Genomic DNA, 17,987 nt, shown 5'->3' with positions numbered 1-17,987 from the left:
CGATCGGGGGGGCGTTTGTCGGTTTGGGCCGGTATAGACCGGTCTGCGACCCAATCTGATCTGCTTGATGGCGGTGCAATAAACGTCGCCAATCAAGCGCTTTTCGCACACCCAGGATAGCCGCGTCAGAACGATCAAATTCCAGCCCCATTCCAAGCTGACATCTTTGTGATCACCGCTTTGCATTTGGCATTTATCCCCTAGCTGTTATAGAACTGTCAGACAATGTGAGGACGAATGATGGCCAAGACACGCGCGCATGTGAGAAATCTTGATCCGGTTTGGGAGCGTATCACACACGAAGGCCACCAGGCTGTCGTGGAGGAACCTCTTTTGGGCGGCCTGGTGCATGCATGTGTCTTGCATCACAAAAATCTGGAAAAAGCGCTGTCTTATCGATTTGCCGCCAAGCTCAGCTCCAATGAAATGAGCATGGTTTTGCTCCGTGAGATTGCAGATGAAGCCTATGATGGTTGCGCCGAGCTGTCTGATGCCGCGCGTGCAGATATTGCCGCGATCTTGGAACGTGATCCTGCATGCCACCGCATGTTGCAACCGATCCTTTTCTTCAAGGGCTTTCAGGCGATGCAAGCCTATCGCCTCGCGCATTTTTTGTGGAGCGAAGGACGAAGAGATCTGGCCTATTTCATCCAGATGCGCTGTTCCGAGGTTTACGGCATCGATATTCACCCCGGCGCACGCATCGGCAAAGGGATCATGATTGACCACGCCCATTCGATTGTGATCGGGGAAACCGCAGTTGTCGGCGACAATGTGTCGATGTTGCACTCGGTCACCTTAGGCGGGACCGGGAAAGAAGACGAAGATCGCCACCCGAAAATCGGCGATGGTGTCTTGATCGGGGCTGGTGCAAAAGTGTTGGGCAATATTCAGGTGGGGCGGTGTTCGCGAATTGCCGCGGGTTCTGTTGTGCTCGAGGAGATTCCTGAAAACGTTACTGTGGCAGGGGTTCCAGCGCGTATCGTTGGCGAAGCGGGATGTTCTCAACCTGCTGTCAGCATGGACCAAACCTTCAAACGGTAAACATGTGAAGCGATACCAGCGTACAAGTTGTTCTAAATCAAAGATAAATATCGGATATGTCTTTAGGGAAGTGGTGTTCAAACATCCTAAGGACTTATGAAAATGATAAAGCTTTGGTTGGCTGCGGTCATGGGGTTTTCAGCACTGTTTCTTGTCGTGGTCACGGCCTGACTTATTCGTCATCTGGAAACACAATACAAAAGGCACCGCCTTTTGTATTGTCCGTTCGTATCTCTTGGCCGCCTTACGACAGTTGATCAAAGGCCTGAAGTGCGCGTGATCCGTACATATAGGCGGGTCCGCCGCCCATCATAATGGACACAGAGACCGTTTCCGCAATCTCCTCGCGCGTTGCACCGGCTTTGATCGCGGCGCGCACATGAAACCCGATGCAATCATTACACTGCTTGATGATCCCGATCGCAATGCATTGCAGTTCTTTGTCTTTGGTCGACAGGGCCCCGTTGCTCATTGCGGCCCGGTGCATTGTAGAAAACCCCTTGGCCCCATCTGGAGAGATTTTGCGGTACTCGTCGGTGTTGGCGGTGGTGTCCGCCAAAAGTGCTTTGAAATCCATCACATGCTCCTGATTTGGAATTTCGGTTGCGCAAAGAAATGGCCCAAGGGGCTGTGTGCCACCTTGAGCCAGATCAATAGATTTAATGTTTTGAATGTGTGTTAAGCCAGCATCGTCATTGGGTTTTCAAGGTTGTCCACGATTGCCTTAAGCAGGTTCGCCCCAACGGCCCCGTCGATGACACGGTGATCAACGGACATTGTCACGCTCATCACGGTCGCAATCCCCAGCTCGCCGTCATCGCCAACAACAGGCTTCTTCACTCCGGCACCAACGGCCAGAATGCCCGCATGAGGAGGGTTCACGATGGCGTCAAAATTGTCGATGCCAAACATACCAAGGTTCGAAATGGCAAAGCTGCCGCCTTGGTATTCATGAGGCGCCAATTTGCGGTCTCGGGCCCGGCCGGCAAGGTCTTTCATCTGGGTCGACAGGCTGGACAGCGATTTTTGATCGGCATCTTGCAAGACGGGTGTAAACAAGCCACCTTCAATGGCGACAGCAACAGCCACATCCGAGGCCGTCATTTGCAGAACCCGATCGCCTGCCCAAACCGCGTTGGCTTCTGGCACTTGTTGCAAGGCGACAGCCACGGCTTTGATGATAAAGTCGTTTACCGACAGTTTCACACCGCGCGCTTCCAGCTGTTTGTTCAGCTGACTGCGGAACGCCAACAAAGCATCAATCTTGATGTCGCGGCGCAGATAGAAATGCGGGATGGTCTGCTTGGCCTCGGACAGGCGCGCGGCAATTGTCTTGCGCATGCCATCCAGCTTGACCTCTTCAAACGTGCGGTCCTGATACATCGCGGCCACCGCATCCGACGACACGGACGGGGCAGGGGCAGCAACTGGGGCTGGGGTTTGGGCCGCAGGCGCTGCAACAGGTGCGGTTGCGGAGGTGGCTTCGACATCTGCCTTCACAATCCGACCTTTTGGACCCGAACCAGTGATCTGTGCAAGATCCAGACCTTTGTCAGACGCGATGCGGCGTGCCAAGGGGGATGCAAAAATGCGTGCCCCATCCGTCGCTTGTGGTGCAGGCGCCGCCGGTGCAGCGACGGGCGCGGCCGCAGGCGCCTCAGTCGGAGTGGCCTCAGCGGCTGGTGCAGGTGTTGGCGACGCAGACGAGATGTCATCCGCGCTTTCGCCCTCTTCCAACAGCACCGCAATGGCCGTGTTCACCTTCACCCCTTCGCTGCCGTCAGCAATCAAGATTTTACCAATGACACCTTCGTCAACAGCCTCAAATTCCATCGTGGCTTTGTCGGTTTCGATCTCGGCAAGCAAATCGCCGGATTGCACAGTATCCCCTTCTTTCACAAGCCATTTGGCAAGTGTGCCCTCTTCCATAGTGGGTGACAGGGCGGGCATGAGAATTTCAGTAGGCATGCTCAAACTCCTCAGCGATAAGTTACAGCTTTGACCGCATCAATGACCTCTTTCGTGGTCACTAGCGCAAGCTTTTCAAGGTTGGCGGCGTAAGGCATTGGAACGTCTTTGCCGGTCAGGTTGATCACGGGGGCGTCAAGATAATCAAACGCGCGCTCCATGATCGTGGCGGACAGGTGGTTGCCGATCGAGGCCACTGGCCAACCTTCTTCCACGGTCACGCAGCGGTTGGTTTTCATCACCGATTGGATCACCGTGTCATAGTCCAGCGGGCGCAAGGTCCGCAGGTCAATCACTTCGGCGGACACGCCTTCTTTGGCCAGCTCATCCGCGGCTTCAAGCGCGTATTTCATACCAATGCCAAAGCTGACGATGGTCACATCGGTGCCTTCGCGCCAGATCCGCGCTTTGCCGAACGGCACGATGTAATCATCCATGACCGGAACATCAAAACTGGTGCCATAGATCAGCTCGTTTTCCAGGAAAACAACTGGGTTCTGATCGCGGATCGCAGATTTCAACAGGCCCTTTGCGTCGGCCGCGGAATAGGGCATTGCCACATGCAAACCGGGGATTTGAGCATACCATGCCGCATAATCCTGGCTGTGCTGTGCGCCAACGCGGGATGCGGCACCATTGGCCCCGCGGAACACGATGGGACAGGACATTTGCCCACCAGACATATACCGCGTTTTGGCGGCCGTGTTGATGATGTGGTCAATCGCCTGCATGGCGAAGTTGAAGGTCATGAACTCAACAATCGGCTTCAAACCGGCCATCGCAGCCCCCGAGGCCAGCCCCGTAAAGCCATGTTCGGTGATTGGCGTGTCGATCACGCGCTTGGCGCCAAACTCGTCCAGCAACCCTTGGCTGACTTTATAAGCGCCCTGATATTCCGCGACCTCTTCCCCCATCAGGAAAACAGTGTCATCGCGGCGCATTTCTTCGGCCATCGCATCACGCAACGCTTCGCGTACGGTGGTTTGGCGCATTTCAGTGCCGGCTGGGATATCGGCCTCGGCCGGAATGACCGGAGTGATTGGTTGGGCCGCCACGCGCGCTGGGGCAGGGGTATCGACAGGGGCTTCGACAGGGGCAGATGCCGCCTCGGAAGGTGCGGGAGCAGCAGACGAGATGTCATCCGCGCTTTCGCCTTCTTCGATCATCACAGCGATGGGTGTGTTCACTTTCACGCCTTCGCTGCCGTCAGCGATGAGGATCTTCCCCATGATGCCTTCGTCAACCGCTTCGAATTCCATCGTCGCTTTGTCGGTTTCAATTTCCGCCAGAATGTCGCCTGACTGAATGGTGTCGCCTTCTTTCACCAGCCATTTGGCCAATGTGCCTTCTTCCATGGTCGGAGAGAGGGCGGGCATGAGAATTTCGGTAGCCATCTGTTTTGTTCCTCTGTCCTGAGATTAGGCGTAAATATCGGTCCACAGCTCTTCGAGCGCGGGTTCCGGGCTTACTTTTGAGAATTCAGCCGCATCGTTCACAACCGCTTTGATCTCTTTGTCGATGGCCTTCAGCTCCTCCTCAGAGGCATGTTTTCCTTGCAAAAGCAACTCGCGCACATGTTCAATCGCGTCACGTTCTTCGCGCACTTTCTGTACTTCTTCGCGGGTGCGATACTTTGCAGGGTCTGACATGGAATGACCGCGATAGCGGTATGTTTTCATCTCTAGAATATAGGGGCCTTTGCCAGAACGACAGTATTCAGTGGCACGTAAACCGGCGTCACGCACGGCCATAACGTCCATGCCGTCCACCGCTTCGCCCTTAATTCCAAACGCTTCGCCGCGCGTGTAGATCTCGGGGGTGGAACTTGCCCGCTGCAGTGATGTGCCCATGGCGTATTGGTTGTTCTCGATCACATAGATGACCGGAAGCTCCCACAACGACGCCATGTTGAAGCTTTCGTAAACTTGTCCTTGGTTTGCAGCACCATCCCCAAAATAGGCGAAGGTCACGCCGCCGTTTTCAAGGTATTTATCCGCAAACGCGAGCCCGGTTCCGATGGGCACCTGCGCGCCAACAATCCCATGCCCACCATAGAAGTGCTTTTCGGTGGAAAACATGTGCATCGAGCCGCCTTTGCCGCGCGAATACCCACCTTCGCGGCCGGTCAGCTCTGCCATCACACCCTTGGGGTCCATGCCGCAGGCCAACATGTGGCCGTGATCGCGGTAGGATGTGACACGCTTGTCGCCTTCAATGGCAGCGGCTTCAAGCCCAACAACTACGGCCTCTTGGCCGATATATAGGTGACAGAACCCGCCAATCAGACCCATGCCATATAGCTGTCCTGATTTCTCTTCGAATCGACGGATGAGAAGCATTTCGCGATAGAACGTCAACAAATCCTCTTTGGATGTGTTTGATTTCTTGGCGCTTTTCCGGGCTGCCATATGGCGTCCTCCTTTTGGCGTCAGCTCTACTTGCTGGAATAGTTTAGCATTAAACTATCTATTACAGCCTTTTGGGCTTCAGGTCGACAAAAAATAGACCTGCACGCTGCGGCGCAGCGATGCTTGTGTTTCCAATAGAGGTTTTAGAAGGGGTAGTTTAGCGCAGAACGACTTCGTTTGCGCGGACCAATCCCAGAACTGACCGGGCTTGCTGATCAAGTAAATCCAAGTCGAGGTATTCATCAGATAGGCGATGGGTTTTGTTTTGCAGACGGGCAATTTTGGCCGAGAGCGCTGCGCGTTCTTGAATGAGCGCTTGCGCCTCGGCCTCAATTTGCACACGGCGGAATAAACCGAAGTCGCCCTGCACGCTGGCAAAGGTGAAGTAAATGCCGAGGCCGATAGCCACGACAAAGTAGATTGCTCCACCAAATCCAGATTGTGCGCGGGGATTACCCATAGGTTTCTTGCCCGTATGATACTGCCTCATGCCCACCTCTTTTGGGTGGTGCAAGAACACTATGGCATAGGTGATTCGGCTTGTGAATCCCAAAAACGAATCATCGGTGAAAAAAAGTCTGCTCAAATGCAAACGCCCGCAGCGATTGCTGCGGGCGCATATGATCAAAGGTTTGCGGTGGGCTAGCCCGCGATGGATGCTTGATAGATGCTGTCGATTGTGTCTGCGATCGTCGCATTAAATGCATCGTCAGATTGTTGTGCGGACAACCCTTCGGTGAGCGCCCGAGAAAAGCTTGCGATCATGCCGGTGTTCTTGGACAGGCGCGCGTTTGCTTCTTCGCGGGAATAGCCGCCCGACAAGGCCACAACCGATGCAACCCGTGGGTGGTTCACAAGCGTCACATAGTGGTTGGCTGTTTCCGGCAGCGTCAATTTCAACATCACTGTTTGGTCGTCAGACAATGTGTCCAACTGCGCGGTCAGCTCTGCCAAAAGCAGATCTTCGGCGGCGGCCTTATCTGAAATCGAAATGGTGACTTCGGGTTCGATGATCGGCACCAGCCCATGGCTGATGATTTGTTTTCCGACTTCGAACTGTTGTGAAACAATGGCCTTAATGCCTTCTGCGTTTGCGGCATTTATGACCGAGCGCATTTTGGTGCCGAAGATCCCCGCAGCGACTGCTCGCTCACACAGAGCATCCAGTTCTGGCATCGGTTTCATCAGTTGCACGCCGTTTTCTTCGTCCGCGAGGCCCTTGTCGACCTTCAGAAATGGAACCACACCGCGCTTTTCCCACATATAACTTGCGGTGGGCTGTCCGTCGATTTGACGATCCATCGTCATTTCAAACAAGATGGCCCCGACCACCTTTTCGCCGGTAAATGCGGGGGCTTTGGCGATCCGCGAACGCATGGCATGGATCATGTCGTACATTTCGGCATCATTAGAATATGCGTTTTCTTCGACACCATAAAGGCGCAATGCCTTTGGCGTCGAGCCGCCCGACTGGTCGAGCGCTGCAATAAAGCCTTTACCGGCCTTGATTTTATCCAATTGTTGTTGATTTGGCATATCTGTCCCGTCTGACATCAGGGTGGCGTTTGCCCTGTTCTATGGCAGTGGCGCGCCGGTTGCAATTCTGCTGGCGCTAACAGTTTACTGAAGGCGGTGGAGGAGCGGGCGAGCCCTGAATACGGTGAATGGCAGGGCGCGCGCCAATCGCTTGAGACGCAAGTCGGTGATATTGGTAAATCTGTCACTCGTTACCAAAGCCACATTGCTTATTTGGTCAGGATAAGTTTTCCGGCACGGGTAATGGTCAATGTATAAATCATGCCGTTCAAGGTGATCTGAGCCGTTTTGCCGTATTGGGTCAGCGACAATGCCTCGTATTGTGGTGTCTGTGGCGGGGAGAGGGTGTCAAATCGCGATGTGCGCAATGCGGCATTCATTTGCGTGTTCCTTCTAGTTGGTCAAGCAACCATTCCGCCGCGGCAATCGGGCCTTGGGGGGTGGGAAGGCGTAGGATTATGTCAAAGGGGGCGTCGGTTTTTTTGTCAGTAATTCGGGTCATCTTCGCGCTCATTGGTCAGTCGTTGAAGGGGCTGGCCGCTGATGCGGTTGGCTGATGTAAATAACTTACTAAATTAGTCAGAAATATGTCAACCCTTGTTTGCCAAAAGAATATCCCGTGCAATACGCGGCGTTGAGCGCTTCCAGAACCTGCGCGCCTGCGCCAGATAAAGCGAGTGTCCACGGCAAAAAAAACGCCGCCTCCCTCTTGATAATGAATATTCATTATCTTAATTGTGCGAGATCAACTGAGGGCGATCAATGGCAAGACTTAGCAAGAATGACACCAGAAAGAAGCTTCGCGACGCGCTTGTCGCCGAAGTGGTCGAGAACGGCATTTCCTCCGTGAACATTGCGCGCATCGTTGAGCGGGCCAAGGTGTCCGCCGGCACGGTCTATGTTCATTTCGAGAACAAGGACGACATGCTCCGTCAGATCTATATTGAGCTTAAAGCAGAGTTTCATGGCAGCATCACGCAACACCGCGCCGAGACCGACAGCGCACGCCTCGTTCGAGAAATGTGGTTCGGGATGTTCCGCTTCGTGCGCGACCGGCCGCATGACTTCCTGTTTCTCGACTACGCCGCCGCCGCGAAGATCCTGTTGCCAGAGCAGCAGGTGATCTCTGACGGATACGCCGACGATATCGCGGCGCTTCTCAGACGCGGGGTCGATGACGGCACGTTGGCTGACCTCGATCCTGGCCTGCTGTCGCTTCTGCTGGTGGCGCCGGCGATGCAACTTGCCCGCGGCGCGGTGCTCTCGGGGCAGCAAATTCCCGAACCCCTGATTGCGAAGGCCTTCGACCGGGTCTGGCTCTCCATCGCAAACCACTGACCAAAAGGATCAACCCATGTCAAAAGTCGTTCTTGTTACCGGCACATCCACCGGGCTTGGCATCGCCATTGCGGTTCAGGCCGCACAGGCCGGACACACCGTCTATGCCACCATGCGCAACACCACCAAATGCGACGCCCTGGATGCGGCGGCAGAGGCGGCGGGTGTGTCGCTCTTGGTGCGGCAACTCGACGTACAGGATACAACCTCCGTCACCCATGCGGTCGAGACCGTCATAGCGGAGCAGGGGCGCATCGATGTGCTCGTCAATAACGCCGGCATGGGCTATGCCCGCAGCCTTGAACAGGCTGAAGAAGCGGACATTCATAAGATCCTCGATATCAACTACATGGGCGTCGCGCGCTGTACAAAGGCCGTCATGCCCCATATGCGCAAGGCCCGCGCGGGTCACGTCATCAACATCAGCTCCGTCGGCGGGTTGGTCGGTCAGCCTTTCAATGAAATCTATTGCGGTGCGAAGTTCGCGGTCGAAGGTCTGACAGAGGCAATGGCGAGCTACATCACCCCCGCCTTTGGCATCCACTTCACCGCCGTAGAACCAGGCGGCATCGTCTCCGAATTTGCCAATACCGTGCTGGAGCAGATCAGCCAGACCGGCGGAATGTTCGAGGATGAATACTTGCCGATCCTTCAGAAATACGTCTCTGGCGCGCAAAATCGCCAAAACACGGGCATCTACCAGACCGCGGATGACGTCGCGGATGTGGTCATGCAGGTCATGGCCGCAGAAACGCCCCCGGTCCGCACCCGGACGTCCGATTGGTCTGAAGCCTTTACCAAGCTGAAGACCGAACTTGACCCGGATGGGCGAAAACAACAGGCGCTGGTCATCGAGCAGTTCCTGGGATGAGGCGAAGTGAGGGCCGTTTGTTCTCTTAGGCGTCATGCTTGCGGCGCCGGGCATTCGGTATTGAGTAAATGTGTCTTCACAGCCGAACCCATTACAGCCGAACCCATTTTCGCGACCCATTCCGGGGTGTCCTTGGTCGTTCATCTGCCTCGATGACCCCGGAAAAAAGGGTCCGTTGCCGGACCCGATGATCCTGAATACAATAAATGTCAGCGACAGGTCGTGTGTTTGTCGCACCCGAGCTGTCGCGCAAGCGTGCGCGCTTCGATGTCAGAGAGCGCCTCCGGTTTTGGCCGAAGGATTATGATCATCATCCGGTCATGCTCGGCCTGAGCAGGGTTCAGATCGTCGTGTGCATCCAGAAAACGTTGGCGTTCGTGGTGTCGCGATGGGTGTCCTTCGTGGGGCTACGAAGGATGCTTGGCATTTTTCTTCAAAAGCAAAGCGCGCCAACACAGAAATGCGGACACCCATAACAATATGACAAATTTATGCGCTCAGCGCCGCAACGCCGGGCAATTCTTTTCCTTCCATCCACTCAAGGAACGCCCCCCCGGCCGTGGAGATATAGGTGAAACGGTCTGCTGCATGTGCTTTGTTCAGTGCCGCAACGGTATCACCACCACCGGCAACTGAGATTAATCTGCCCGCTTCTGACAGCTCTGCCGCCTTCGCGGCAGCCGCGTTGGTGGCCTTGTCAAAAGGTTCGATTTCAAACGCGCCAAGTGGCCCATTCCAGATCAGGGTTTTTGCGTTTTCCATGGTGGCAATAATGCGATCAACACTCGCAGGGCCCGCGTCAAGGATCATGGCATCAACGGGGCAGGCATCCGCGGCCGTAACCTCATTCTCTGCGTTTGCGGCAAATTCGCGTGCGACAACCACATCGGAGGGCAGGATAATCTCGCAGCCCGCGGCTTCGGCTTTGGTCAGGATCTCATTGGCTGTGTCAGCCAGGTCATGTTCGGCCAATGATTTGCCCACATTGATGCCCTGGGCCGCAAGAAACGTGTTTGCCATCCCGCCACCAATGACCAGATGGTCAACTTTTTCGACAAGATTGCCCAAAAGGTCCAGCTTGGTTGATACTTTCGCTCCGCCGACGACGGCCATGACGGGACGTTCCGGTTGCCCCAGGGCGGCTTCAAGCGCGCTGAGTTCAGCTTGCATTAAGCGACCTGCACATGAGGGTAGCAGGCGCGCAATGCCTTCGGTGGAACCATGTGCGCGATGGGCCGCTGAGAACGCATCGTTACAATAAATGTCGCCCAGGGCCGCAAGGGCGGCCACAAAAGCACCGTCGTTTTTTGTCTCGCCAGCGTGAAAACGTGTATTTTCCAGCAAGAGAACATCGCCCTCTTCCAGAGCGGCCACCGCTTTTTTGGCGGGCCCCCCAATACAGTCTTCGGCAAATTTGACAGGACGGCCCAGGGCCGCTTCCAGTGCCGGGCGCACCACCGACAGGCTCATCTCCGCCACGCGTTCACCTTTGGGCCGGCCGAAATGCGCCAACAGCACCGGTTTCCCCCCGGCGGCCAGAATATCGCGGAGTGTTGGCAGGATGCGTTGAATGCGCGTATCATCGGTCACAGTGCCATTCTTGACCGGAACATTGATGTCGACCCGCGTCAGCACCACTTTCCCCGCCAGTTCCATCTCGTCCAGTGTCTTCCAGGCCATAACATCTCTCCATCAAATCTGATGCTTTTGCACACGATTTATGCGCGCGGGTCAACGGCCAATGGAGAATTCATCGCAAGGTCTTTTCATCCTAGCGCCGCGCGCATAGGTTGGCCGACGAATAAGATATGAAAAAGGAGGCCCAGATGGCCGAGTATAAAGATCCGGAAAACACAATCCTTTTGGAACTCAAAAATGGCACTGTTGTCATCGAGCTTCTGCCCGATGTCGCCCCAAAACACAGCGAACGTATGAAAGAATTGGCGCGTTCGGGCGCTTATGATGGCGTTGTGTTTCACCGCGTAATCTCGGGCTTCATGGCACAGACAGGTGACGTGAAGAACGGCAAAGATCCGATGATGATGCGCCACGCTGGCACCGGCGGGTCGGATCTTCCTGATCTGCCAGCAGAATTTTCCAAACTGCCCCATGATCGTGGCACCATTGGTGCGGCGCGTTCGGCCAATCCGAACTCGGCCAACAGCCAGTTTTTCATCAACTTCAGCGACAATAACTTCTTAAACGGCCAGTACACCGTTTATGGACGCGTGACATCAGGTATGGATCTTGTGGATGCAATCGCTGTTGGCGAACCACCTGCGGACCCGGACCTGATGGTATCGGTTAAGGTCGCCGCAGATGTCTGATAAATCCACAAAAGATATCCGGACGTTCTGGGTGGCTTTTCTGGCAGGCGTTGCTGTGGTTGTTGGATTTGCGGTCTATACCTTGTGGCCGCAAACCTATGAGCCCAACGCAGCGGTTGCCCAAGACAGCTTTCCCCAAGTGGAATTGACCATCGCAGGTGAAGCAAACGGCAAAGTGTTGATCACACTGCGCCCGGATCTTGCACCGAAACATGTTGAGCGGATCCTGAAGCTTGCCCGTGATGGCAAATATGACGGCATCATGTTTCACCGCGTGATTGACGGCTTTATGGCCCAGACAGGTGATGTTCAATATGGTCGCGTGGATGGGCAAAACCCTGAACGCGCGGGCATGGGCGGTTCTGATTTGCCTGATATTCCGGCTGAGTTCACCGACGAGCCTTATGTTGCCGGTGTGGTTGGCATGGCTCGTTCGCAAAGCCCGAACTCGGCCAACAGCCAGTTCTTTATCATGTTCGCCCCCGGTCCGTTCCTTGATGGGAAATATACCGTTGTGGGTCAAGTGGCCGAAGGGTTCGACGTGGTTCAGGCGATCAAAAAGGGCGAAGGCCCCAATGGTCAGATGATTGGCGATGCGGATGTGATGGAAAGCATGCGTGTGGTTGAATAACCCACAATAGCTCAAACCCGCGTGAGCGGGGCTTTGCGGGGCCTTCTCTCTCTGTCACGGTGTGATCAGCGAGAGGAGGCCCCAATGCGTTTAACCCTGACGATAATGCTTGTGGTCCTTGGCCTGTGGGCTCAGGGGCTGCGCGCGGATCCCAATTTCTGGCAACATGAGTTTCCGAAAACGGATTTCAGCCAAACCAGCGTTCCCAATTGGACCGAAATCCTGTCAGGCGGGCCGGGCCGTGATGGGATCCCCGCTTTGTCCAATCCCAGTTTTTTACCCGCTGTGGATGAAGTCCGCCTTGGCGCGCGCGAACCGGTGCTGACCGTGGAAATCGACGGCGAGCTTCCTCGGGCCTATCCCATTCGCTATCTGACATGGCATGAGATTGTGAATGATACTGTGGCCGGGGTGCCCATCGCCGTCACTTTTTGTCCGCTTTGCAATTCAGGTATGGTTTTTGACCGACGTGTCGCGGGGAAGGTTCTGACGTTTGGGGTGTCCGGCAAGCTCAGAAACTCTGACATGGTCATGTATGATCGCGAAACAGAGAGCTGGTGGCAGCAGGCGATTGGCACCGGCATCGTTGGCGTGCACACGGGGGCCGAGTTGACCCAGCTGCCAGCTTGGATGGAAAGCTGGTCGGAATTTGCGCGGCGTAATCCCGAGGGGGTGGTGATGGATGAACCAAAAGCCAACCGGTCCTATGGGCGTAATCCATATGTGGGGTACGACGGGCGCAATCGACCTTATCCGTTTTTCAATGGTGAGCTTCCTCCGCATGATGTTCCCGCATTGGCCCGTGTGGTGCGTGTCGGGGACAAAGCATGGCCAATGTCGCGATTGGCAGAGTTGGGCGAAGTGAATGAGGCGGGTGTCACGTTAACTTGGGCGGCTGGGCAAGCATCCGCGCTTGATGCGGCCCGTATCGCCAATGGACGGGACGTGGGAACCATTCGCGTTCGGGATGCCGCGGGCAATGATGTTCCGCATGACGTGCTTTTTGCCTTTGCCTATCACGCGTTTTGGCCAAATGGCACATGGATGCTTGGGGAATAACAGAGATAACATATTGGGAACCCAATAAAAAAGGGCGCGAAGATCATCGCGCCCTTTGTGCATTCAATGTGAAAACCCTAGTTGCCTCGTCGCTGACTGAACATCCCAGCACTTTCAGCAGCTGCCCGGATGGCTTTGGATTTATTGACCGTTTCCTCATATTCCGCCTCGGGGTCACTGTCGTAGACAACACCGCCACCGGCCTGAATATAGAGCTTTTCATCTTTCACAACCGCGGTGCGCAGGGCGATACACATGTCCATGTCACCACCCGCGCTAAAATACCCAAGGCCACCACCGTAAATCCCACGCTTTTCAGGTTCCAGCTCGTCGATGATTTCCATCGCGCGCACTTTTGGTGCCCCAGACACGGTGCCAGCGGGCATTCCTGCGAAATAGGCATCCAGCGCGTCTTTGTCTTCGTGAAGCTCGCCAACCACGTTTGAGACGATGTGCATCACATGGCTGTAACGCTCGATAATAAACTCTTCTGTCGGGCGTACGGTGCCAATTTTGGCCACACGTCCTACATCGTTACGGCCGAGATCCAACAGCATCAAATGCTCTGCGAGTTCTTTTTGGTCCGCCAGCAAATCCAACTCATAGGCTTTGTCTTCTTCGGGGGTTGCCCCGCGTGGACGCGTGCCTGCAATGGGGCGAATGGTGACTTCGCGATCAAACACACGCACCAGAATTTCTGGGCTTGCGCCCACAACCTGAAACCCACCAAAGTTGAAATAGAACATAAAGGGCGACGGATTGGTGCGTCTGAGCGAACGATACAGTGAAAATGGGGGCAGGGGGAAATCCTGAACCCAACGCTGGCTTGGCACCACCTGAAAGATATCACCGGCTTTGATGTATTCTTTGGCGCGGTTGACCGCCGACAGATAATCGTCTTTGGCGAAGTTTGATGTGAGCGGCCCAAGCTCTGCAACGTCGCCAAGATCGCGGCTTTCGCCAGAGGCGGCACGCTCCAGATCCCGCAACGCGTCCATGACCCGTTCCGCCGCCTGTGCATAAGCCGCTTTGGCGCTGAGCCCGGAGCTTACAAAGGCTGGCGCGACCAGTGTGACTTCGCCTTTGACACCATCAAGGACGGCCACCACAGAGGGACGCATCATCACCGCATCTGGAAGTTCAAGCGTATCGGGGTTCACATCCGGCAAATGTTCGACCAAGCGGATCATGTCATAGCCAAGATAGCCAAACAGCCCCGCCGATGCCGCGGGCAGGTCGTTCGGAAGATCAATTTCGCTTTCCGCCAGAACCGTTCTGAACGCATCCAAAGGGTTGCCCGACATTGGGACAAAACCCTCCGCGTCAAACCGAGCTTGCCTGTTGATCCGGGCCGTGTCACCGTGGCATTCCCAGATCAGGTCTGGCTTCATTCCAACAATCGAGTAGCGCCCTCGCACTTCGCCACCCGTTACGCTTTCAAGCATGAAACTGTCACGACGGGCTTCGGTCAGTTTCATCATTAAGCTTACAGGCGTATCCAGATCGGCGGCCAGACGGGTGTAGACCACCTGGTTTTTCCCGGCATTCCAACCGGCTTCAAAAGCGTCAAATGACGGGGTAAGAGCCATGGGAAATCCTTATGGGAATTGTGCGTGGATGGCGTTGATGACAGGGCGGTTCAAACTCACGCCTGCCTCGGTTTCAAGCGCGCGCGCAAAGGCGCTTTCCACATCGAGCCCCAGTTCTTGGGTGCTGTTTGCGGTAAACTGCTCTTTGATGTCCTTGGCGTCATCGCTGGTTTGATCTGCGGCGGTGATACCGTCCAGACGCACCAGAATTACGTCACTGGCGCTAGGGACGATGCGCCAATCAGTTGGCGCCATGTCGAAAACCTCTGTGATGAACGTGGGCGGTGTTCCCTCAATAAAGGCGTCACGCCCCTGATCAACTTCTACAATTTCCACCAAACCAAGCGACGAAAGGCTTTCGCCTGATTGTAAATCGGGGACCATCTCTTCAGCTTGTTTAGCCAATAATTCCAATCGCTTATCGGTCGCCCAGCCCGCCAGCACCTGATCAGAAACCTCTTTCTGTGTCTGCAGGCGCGGTTCGTCAATTTTGTTGACACGCGCTGCAAAAACGCCGCCATCAGCCATCAAAGTGATTTCGGGAAAATCCCCTTCGGCAGCTTTTGTGACGGCCTCGCGGAAGCTGTCATAAGCGGCGATACCTTCGCTGTCGCCGTCGGTCCAGCTGATTGTGGCAAGGCGCATGTTGTGGCTATCGGCGAGCTCTTCCAAGGTTGCCCCACCTGCGAGTAAGTCATCGAGTTCTGTGATCATATCATTGACTTGGCGTCTGGCGGTGTCGGCGGCCAATTCCCCGTGCAGCTGTTCCTTTGCTGCTTCAAAGCTCGTTTCATGCGCCGCCAAAATGGCGTTCATCCGAAATAGGGCAGGGCCAAGATTGCTGTCAGCGGGGCCTGCAACGCCCGGCTCTGTAAGTGAAAAGATCGCATCAGCGGCTCCACCAAGCTCTTCTTTGGAGAGATCGCCCAGATCAATATCCGCCAAGGTTAAATCCCGCTCTGCGACAAGATCTTCAAATGATTTGTCTCCGGCTGCGATGGCATCCGCAGCGGTCTGCGCCTCTTCTTGCGACCCAAAAACAAGACGCTCAACCATCCGGCGTTCGGGCACAACAAACTCGTCTTGACGTTCTTTATAAAGCGCTTGAAGGTCCTCATCGCTGACGGAGATACCGGGGATTAAATCTTCTGGATCCAACCAGACATAGGTGATCTCTTTTGTTTCGGGCAATGTGAACTCTGCGGTGTTTGCTTCATAATAAGCCAGAAGCTCATCATCCGTGGCGGCAGGCAGCTCGGCGGTTAACGCAGCCATAGGCAAGCTTGCCCAGGTGAAACTGCGCGTCTCGCGCGCGTAGCCATAAAGTGCATCCACATAAGCAGATGACGCGGTGGTGCCATTGGCGACCGCCGCTTGTAACAATTGCCGGGCAACTTCTGACCGCAACGATGCCTCAAACTGGGCCGCTGTCATGCCGGATTGATCAAGCGAAAATGAATAGGCCTCGCGATCAAACTTGCCATCAATGCCTTTGAAAGCAGCAATCTCTACAATCCGATTTCGAACCTGGGCATCCCCAACAGACAGGCCCAATCGCTCTGTTTCATTCTCAAGCGCTGTGGAGGCAAGCAAACGGCCAAGAACCTGCTGGTCGAGACCAAATGCCTGCGCCTGTGCGAGCGTCATCGTTTGGCCCGTTTGCGCAGAAAAGGCCCGCAGTTCTGCGTTTAGGTCTCGTGCATAACGCTGGGCGTCAATTTCTTTGTCACCGACGGTTCCAATTGAGCGTGCCGAGCCGCCAAAATTGGTTGATCCAAAGCCTACAAGCCCAACGATAACAAGGGCCATAAGGCCCCATCCGAAGGTGCGCGAGATCTTTCCGGTTGCCATGGTTCAATCCTTTTTCATCACGGGTCCCAAGGGTTTTAGGTCAGCAATGAGAGAATGCCAAGCGGTGTTGGGCTAGGGACGAAAATCAGTCAGTCGCGTAAGGAATGCTGTGATACCCTCTTGGTCGATATTGGCAAAGGCAACGCGCATCTGGCGCGCCCCATCTGGATCATCTTTTGGGGTAAACATGGTGCCGGGCAATGCCAGAATGGCCGATTTATCAACCAAAGCACGGGCAACCTCATCCGATGGCTGAGAAAACGGATGCTGTAGATACGCAAAATAAGCGCCGCAGCCCAAAAGCGACCAGCCCTTTGGGGCCACTTGCGAGAACCCGTCGCGAACAGCTTGCGCACGCGATAGGATTTCGCGGCGTTCACCCGCAAGCCAATCCCCAAGGTTTCGCATGCCCCAAAGGGCCGCATGTTGCCCAAGTTGGGCTGGGCAAATCGTAACCGAATCCAAGAACTTCTCGATCTGCGCCATACGATTTCTTGATGTCACAATCGCGCCGACACGGTGACCGGTTAGCCGATAAGCTTTTGAAAAGCTGTAGAGTTGAATGACGGTGTCACCCCAATCGGGATCATGAAACAGGTCATGGGGCGGGGTCTCTTGACTGTGAAAGTCTCGGTAGGTTTCGTCGATGATCAACGCCAGATTTCGGGCACGGGCCAGATCGCGGAATTGGGCAATCAACTCGGCAGGGTATTCGACGCCCGCCGGATTGTTCGGTGTCACCAGCACAATTGCGCGGGTTTTATCCGTGATCAACGCGGCTGCTTTCGCAGGGTCGGGCAGAAGGCTTGTGCCCGTCGCGAGGGGAACGGTTTTAATCCCGCCCATATCCATCCACATTTTATGGTTGAAATACCAAGGTGTTGGAAGGATGACTTCATCTCCGGCGGCGGCTAACGTGGCGAGTGCTGCACAAAAGGCCTGATTGCATCCAGAGGTGATCGCCACATTTTCGGACTTTATTTCGCCGCCGTAAGCGCGACTGAAGTGCAAGGCGACTTCATCGCGAAGCGCGGGCAATCCCAATACCGGGCCATAAAGATGCGCCTCCGGAAGGGTGAGCGCCGCATCGGCAATGGCTTGGCGTAATGCTTGCGGGGGTGGATCAACCGGGGCCGCCTGACTGACATTGATCAAGGGCAGGTCGGAAGAGAAACTCTTGCCGTCAACCCAACGACGTGCCTCCATGACGGGGGGCGGGGCGGTCACGGAAAAATTGGGATTTACGGGGAACATCAAGGCCTCATTCCATTGGTTTCCCGCGACGGTAGCAACACCGAAAATCATCGGCAATCATTCCGAGCAAAAAAAAGCCCGAGACAGTTGCCCCGGGCGTTTTACTTTCGC

17 protein-coding genes are annotated in these 17,987 nt (G+C 55.2%); 6 read left to right on the top strand and 11 right to left on the bottom strand.

Annotated features, from left to right (window positions below; genetic code table 11):
* Positions 1-240: 240 nt before the first annotated feature.
* Positions 241-1,044 carry a serine O-acetyltransferase gene (gene cysE / locus KKW20_RS08340; RefSeq protein WP_214567426.1) on the top strand — a complete coding sequence of 268 codons (804 nt, stop codon included), beginning with the start codon at positions 241-243 and terminating at the stop codon, positions 1,042-1,044.
* A 244-nt stretch (positions 1,045-1,288) separates the two neighbouring features.
* Here the strand turns inward: cysE and KKW20_RS08335 are convergent, their stop codons facing one another.
* From KKW20_RS08335 to hemP, 7 genes are all read right to left on the bottom strand, one after another.
* Positions 1,289-1,621 (bottom strand): carboxymuconolactone decarboxylase family protein, encoded by a 333-nt coding sequence (locus KKW20_RS08335; RefSeq protein ID WP_214567425.1) that lies wholly within the window; start codon positions 1,619-1,621, stop codon positions 1,289-1,291.
* A 101-nt stretch (positions 1,622-1,722) separates the two neighbouring features.
* Complete coding sequence (locus tag KKW20_RS08330; RefSeq protein WP_214567424.1) at positions 1,723-3,012, bottom strand: pyruvate dehydrogenase complex dihydrolipoamide acetyltransferase; 1,290 nt, start codon at positions 3,010-3,012, stop codon at positions 1,723-1,725.
* 11 nt (positions 3,013-3,023) lie between these two features.
* On the bottom strand, positions 3,024-4,406 hold the full coding sequence (locus KKW20_RS08325; protein ID WP_214567423.1) for a pyruvate dehydrogenase complex E1 component subunit beta: 1,383 nt from the start codon (positions 4,404-4,406) through the stop codon (positions 3,024-3,026).
* A gap of 24 nt (positions 4,407-4,430) precedes the next feature.
* On the bottom strand, positions 4,431-5,420 hold the full coding sequence (gene pdhA / locus KKW20_RS08320) for a pyruvate dehydrogenase (acetyl-transferring) E1 component subunit alpha (protein WP_214567422.1): 990 nt from the start codon (positions 5,418-5,420) through the stop codon (positions 4,431-4,433).
* 157 nt (positions 5,421-5,577) lie between these two features.
* Positions 5,578-5,880, bottom strand: a complete 303-nt coding sequence (locus KKW20_RS08315; protein WP_214567648.1) for an FtsB family cell division protein — start codon at positions 5,878-5,880, stop codon at positions 5,578-5,580.
* A 182-nt stretch (positions 5,881-6,062) separates the two neighbouring features.
* Positions 6,063-6,956: a fructose bisphosphate aldolase gene (locus KKW20_RS08310; RefSeq protein WP_214567421.1), complete on the bottom strand. Its 894-nt coding sequence runs from the start codon at positions 6,954-6,956 to the stop codon at positions 6,063-6,065.
* Positions 6,957-7,165: 209 nt separating this feature from the next.
* Positions 7,166-7,336, bottom strand: coding sequence for a hemin uptake protein HemP (gene hemP, locus KKW20_RS08305; RefSeq protein WP_214567420.1), 171 nt, complete (start codon positions 7,334-7,336; stop codon positions 7,166-7,168).
* Between the two features lie 382 nt (positions 7,337-7,718).
* Between hemP and KKW20_RS08300 the strand changes: the two genes are divergently transcribed.
* Both KKW20_RS08300 and KKW20_RS08295 read left to right on the top strand, forming a co-directional pair.
* Positions 7,719-8,294, top strand: coding sequence for a TetR/AcrR family transcriptional regulator (locus tag KKW20_RS08300; RefSeq protein ID WP_214567419.1), 576 nt, complete (start codon positions 7,719-7,721; stop codon positions 8,292-8,294).
* Between the two features lie 16 nt (positions 8,295-8,310).
* Complete coding sequence (locus tag KKW20_RS08295) at positions 8,311-9,165, top strand: SDR family oxidoreductase (RefSeq protein ID WP_214567418.1); 855 nt, start codon at positions 8,311-8,313, stop codon at positions 9,163-9,165.
* Positions 9,166-9,654: 489 nt separating this feature from the next.
* On the opposite strand, the gene KKW20_RS08290 is transcribed toward KKW20_RS08295, so the two are convergent.
* Positions 9,655-10,845 (bottom strand): phosphoglycerate kinase, encoded by a 1,191-nt coding sequence (locus KKW20_RS08290; RefSeq protein ID WP_214567417.1) that lies wholly within the window; start codon positions 10,843-10,845, stop codon positions 9,655-9,657.
* A gap of 146 nt (positions 10,846-10,991) precedes the next feature.
* Here KKW20_RS08290 and KKW20_RS08285 point away from each other — a divergent pair, with 146 nt between their 5' ends.
* From KKW20_RS08285 to KKW20_RS08275, 3 genes are all read left to right on the top strand, one after another.
* Positions 10,992-11,492: a peptidylprolyl isomerase gene (locus tag KKW20_RS08285; RefSeq protein ID WP_214567416.1), complete on the top strand. Its 501-nt coding sequence runs from the start codon at positions 10,992-10,994 to the stop codon at positions 11,490-11,492.
* Positions 11,485-12,123 carry a peptidylprolyl isomerase gene (locus KKW20_RS08280; protein WP_214567415.1) on the top strand — a complete coding sequence of 213 codons (639 nt, stop codon included), beginning with the start codon at positions 11,485-11,487 and terminating at the stop codon, positions 12,121-12,123. The genes KKW20_RS08285 and KKW20_RS08280 overlap by 8 nt, the downstream gene beginning before the upstream one ends.
* A gap of 84 nt (positions 12,124-12,207) precedes the next feature.
* Positions 12,208-13,182: a DUF3179 domain-containing protein gene (locus KKW20_RS08275; protein WP_214567414.1), complete on the top strand. Its 975-nt coding sequence runs from the start codon at positions 12,208-12,210 to the stop codon at positions 13,180-13,182.
* Positions 13,183-13,259: 77 nt separating this feature from the next.
* On the opposite strand, the gene trpE is transcribed toward KKW20_RS08275, so the two are convergent.
* From trpE to KKW20_RS08260, 3 genes are all read right to left on the bottom strand, one after another.
* Positions 13,260-14,771 (bottom strand): anthranilate synthase component I, encoded by a 1,512-nt coding sequence (trpE, locus tag KKW20_RS08270; protein ID WP_214567413.1) that lies wholly within the window; start codon positions 14,769-14,771, stop codon positions 13,260-13,262.
* A 9-nt stretch (positions 14,772-14,780) separates the two neighbouring features.
* Positions 14,781-16,622 (bottom strand): peptidyl-prolyl cis-trans isomerase, encoded by a 1,842-nt coding sequence (locus KKW20_RS08265; protein WP_214567412.1) that lies wholly within the window; start codon positions 16,620-16,622, stop codon positions 14,781-14,783.
* A 72-nt stretch (positions 16,623-16,694) separates the two neighbouring features.
* Complete coding sequence (locus tag KKW20_RS08260) at positions 16,695-17,876, bottom strand: aminotransferase (RefSeq protein ID WP_214567411.1); 1,182 nt, start codon at positions 17,874-17,876, stop codon at positions 16,695-16,697.
* Between the last annotated feature and the right edge of the window lie 111 nt (positions 17,877-17,987).

The organism is Aliiroseovarius lamellibrachiae (assembly GCF_018599245.1).
In the GTDB taxonomy this organism is placed as follows: domain Bacteria; phylum Pseudomonadota; class Alphaproteobacteria; order Rhodobacterales; family Rhodobacteraceae; genus Aliiroseovarius; species Aliiroseovarius lamellibrachiae.
This window is presented reverse-complemented; position numbering and strand designations above follow the sequence as displayed.

What these genes read in the sequence shown, in the direction of transcription:
- KKW20_RS08295 (WP_214567418.1), top strand. Translation starts at nt 8,311, where the DNA reads ATGTCAAAAGTCGTTCTTGTTACCGGCACATCCACCGGGCTTGGCATC.
- KKW20_RS08325 (WP_214567423.1), bottom strand. Translation starts at nt 4,406, where the DNA reads ATGGCTACCGAAATTCTCATGCCCGCCCTCTCTCCGACCATGGAAGAA.
- trpE (WP_214567413.1), bottom strand. Translation starts at nt 14,771, where the DNA reads ATGGCTCTTACCCCGTCATTTGACGCTTTTGAAGCCGGTTGGAATGCC.
- KKW20_RS08260 (WP_214567411.1), bottom strand. Translation starts at nt 17,876, where the DNA reads ATGTTCCCCGTAAATCCCAATTTTTCCGTGACCGCCCCGCCCCCCGTC.
- cysE (WP_214567426.1), top strand. Translation starts at nt 241, where the DNA reads ATGGCCAAGACACGCGCGCATGTGAGAAATCTTGATCCGGTTTGGGAG.
- KKW20_RS08330 (WP_214567424.1), bottom strand. Translation starts at nt 3,012, where the DNA reads ATGCCTACTGAAATTCTCATGCCCGCCCTGTCACCCACTATGGAAGAG.
- KKW20_RS08290 (WP_214567417.1), bottom strand. Translation starts at nt 10,845, where the DNA reads ATGGCCTGGAAGACACTGGACGAGATGGAACTGGCGGGGAAAGTGGTG.
- KKW20_RS08335 (WP_214567425.1), bottom strand. Translation starts at nt 1,621, where the DNA reads ATGGATTTCAAAGCACTTTTGGCGGACACCACCGCCAACACCGACGAG.
- hemP (WP_214567420.1), bottom strand. Translation starts at nt 7,336, where the DNA reads ATGAATGCCGCATTGCGCACATCGCGATTTGACACCCTCTCCCCGCCA.
- KKW20_RS08280 (WP_214567415.1), top strand. Translation starts at nt 11,485, where the DNA reads ATGTCTGATAAATCCACAAAAGATATCCGGACGTTCTGGGTGGCTTTT.
- KKW20_RS08275 (WP_214567414.1), top strand. Translation starts at nt 12,208, where the DNA reads ATGCGTTTAACCCTGACGATAATGCTTGTGGTCCTTGGCCTGTGGGCT.
- KKW20_RS08285 (WP_214567416.1), top strand. Translation starts at nt 10,992, where the DNA reads ATGGCCGAGTATAAAGATCCGGAAAACACAATCCTTTTGGAACTCAAA.
- KKW20_RS08265 (WP_214567412.1), bottom strand. Translation starts at nt 16,622, where the DNA reads ATGGCAACCGGAAAGATCTCGCGCACCTTCGGATGGGGCCTTATGGCC.
- pdhA (WP_214567422.1), bottom strand. Translation starts at nt 5,420, where the DNA reads ATGGCAGCCCGGAAAAGCGCCAAGAAATCAAACACATCCAAAGAGGAT.
- KKW20_RS08310 (WP_214567421.1), bottom strand. Translation starts at nt 6,956, where the DNA reads ATGCCAAATCAACAACAATTGGATAAAATCAAGGCCGGTAAAGGCTTT.
- KKW20_RS08300 (WP_214567419.1), top strand. Translation starts at nt 7,719, where the DNA reads ATGGCAAGACTTAGCAAGAATGACACCAGAAAGAAGCTTCGCGACGCG.
- KKW20_RS08315 (WP_214567648.1), bottom strand. Translation starts at nt 5,880, where the DNA reads ATGGGTAATCCCCGCGCACAATCTGGATTTGGTGGAGCAATCTACTTT.